The organism is Natrialba sp. SSL1, from assembly GCF_001861355.1.
Classification (GTDB): domain Archaea; phylum Halobacteriota; class Halobacteria; order Halobacteriales; family Natrialbaceae; genus Natrialba.
On the sequence record NZ_MASN01000028.1, the window covers coordinates 1 to 2,643 of the forward strand.

The window sequence follows — 2,643 nt, forward strand, 5'->3', positions numbered from 1 at the left end:
CTTATGGTCCTTTCCGTTGTCGCCATGTCCGCCTCGTTCGCAGGCGGTGTCGCGGCGATTAACGGCGAGGAACTCGACGAGGAGAATTTCGCCTACGACGAAGTAGGCGATTACGATGTTGGACCGACATTTGAAAGTGAGAGCGACTTCGATGAGTATGATGCCTGGGTCGGCCAAGAAATCACCATCCAGCACTCTGATCTCGAGGAGCACAACTCTGTTGGGATCTACGAGGGGCCAACTGACCTCGACGACCCCGGCAGTGCTGAAACCTTCGAGCAGATTGACGATGATGGTGCGTTCACCTTAGATACGTCCGAACTCGTAGAGGGCAACCTCTACCACTTCGTCGATGATACCGAAGAGGACCGGTAACTCGCATTCAACGGCTACGAGTTCTGGGTTGAAGAAGAAGACCTAGATACCGAGTTCGAAAGTGATTCGGTCGTTGAAGACCAGGGGACGGTCGACCTGGAGTATGACTCCGACCGTGAGAACCTGATCCTCAACGTGACGGAAGTCGAAGAGGGTCTCGACGCTGAAGAGATCGGTGAAGTCTTCGACAACGAAAACGATAACAACGATCACGTCACGTACCTCAACGATGCCGATTACTTCGAGGACGATGTCCACGAAGACGACGATGTTGCAACCTTCGGTATCGAAGGTGTCGACGACATCACCGCTAACACCAGCGTTCTCGAAGCTGGCGACTACGAGTTCGAGTTCGACGTGACGGACTCGCTCGCATCCGACAATGCTACGCTCGAAGTGCGTGACGACGACGCAGAGCGCAACTTCGTCAACGATCCATACATCCAGCAGCAGGGTGACGAGTTCAACATCACCGTTGAGCTTGAGGATACTGACGACACGTACGTGACCGTCGGTGACTACGACGACAACGCCTACGAGGTTGGCCTCTACGTCGAAGACACCGAAGGTGACTACGACGAAGTCAACATTACGTTCAACACCCACGAAACGAACACTGAGGATGTCTACGACGCCTTCGAGGCACAGCAGGACGACGCTGAGCTCGAAGTCGTGTACGCACTGATCGCTGATGATGATATTATCGCTATTGGCGACGATGACCACATCCAGGGCGACGTCGGGGACCTTGACGCAGATGAGGTAGGCTCGCCAGACTCGCTGGCAGAAGAGCTCAGTGACCCACTCGTCGCTGACGACTACGAACTGACGACGTCCGCTGCCCTCGAAGTCGACGACGGTGAAATCGACTTCGTCGACCGCGGCGACACGTCGTTCATCAACCTTGAACCACTCGGTTCTCCAGGTGACGTGACGACCTACACCGCACCTGAGGACGACAGTATGAGCGACCTCGAAGACTTCGAGGACGCCACTGTCACCGCAACTGACTCCGTCGCAGAAGACGACTACCTGCTGATGGAGCTTGAGGACGCCGGCATGACCGGTGCCCTCGCAGAGTTCGGCGACAATGACGACGGTGTTGCAACCGGCCTTGCTTCCGAGGGCATTTACGTTGAAGTCGAACAGACTGACGCTGCTTCCAACCTGGGAGACGTTGTCTGGAACAACTCGGCTGACCTTGAAGAGACTGACGTTGACGGCGAACAGCTCGAGATGACCCTCGTCAACGGTGACGACTACGAGGGCGAGCAGCTCCTCTTCGACATCCCGACTGACCAGTTCGGAGAAGGTGAGTACGAGTGGACGATTGAGTTCTCTGACGAGAACGTCTACGTCGACGACGACGAAGACTTCGAGATTGAAGGCGAGTTCGACATCGACGAGCGTGAAGTCTCGCTCGACGATGTTGACGAAGTGCCAAACGTTGACGGCGCTGAACTCAGCGGTGACACCACCGTTGCACCAGGTACGGAGATCGACATGGTCGCCTCCGCATCCGGTGAGTTCGTCCTGACCGACGACCCAGTCGTCGCAGATGACCGCACGTTCACTGGCTCCTTCGACTTCAGCGACTACGACGCTGGCATCGAATTCGATGTTGAAGCCGACGAACCACTCGGCGATGGTGAAGACGACTTCACCGCCGAACTCGTCGACGGTGACGGTCCTGTCATCAACGTCGAGGCAGACGCACCATCCAGCGCTGACGTTGGCGAAGATGTCACGCTCGACGTGACTGTCACCAACACTGGTGGCGCAGCCGCTGACGACGTCGACATCGGCGTTGTCATCGGTGGCGAGAACGTCGACGACACCAACTCCTCGATCGACGCTGACGAGTCCTGGACCAACAGCTACGAGTTCACGTCCGACTCCGAAGGTGACATCGAGTGGAGCGTCACGGCAGACGACTCCGAAGAGACTGGTGTGACCAACTTCTCCGACGAGGAGACTGACGACGACGCATCCGACGACGACGCAACTGACGACGACGCATCCGACGACGATGCATCCGATGACGACGCGTCCGATGACGATGGCGAAACCGACGATGACGGCGACGACGACGGAACGCCTGGCTTCGGCGTTGCTGTCGCACTCGCTGCACTCCTCGGCGCTGCAATGCTGGCTCTGCGCAAGCAGAACTAAGCTGCGCAGCTAACACACTAACTACCGGACTTCGTCCGGCTTTGCCGCACCTTGATTTTCTTTCGACCGCTACACCAACCAGCGACAGCTGTAGCG

The 2,643-nt window shown here is 57.2% G+C and carries 1 protein-coding gene and 1 pseudogene; both read left to right on the top strand.

Annotated elements, in window-relative coordinates; translation table 11 throughout:
* Window positions 1-375, top strand: a pseudogene (locus tag BBD46_RS23105) (PGF-CTERM sorting domain-containing protein); the annotation flags it as partial.
* Between the two features lie 135 nt (window positions 376-510).
* Window positions 511-2,547 carry a BGTF surface domain-containing protein gene (locus tag BBD46_RS07195; protein ID WP_253184522.1) on the top strand — a complete coding sequence of 679 codons (2,037 nt, stop codon included), beginning with the start codon at window positions 511-513 and terminating at the stop codon, window positions 2,545-2,547.
* Window positions 2,548-2,643: the final 96 nt, after the last annotated feature.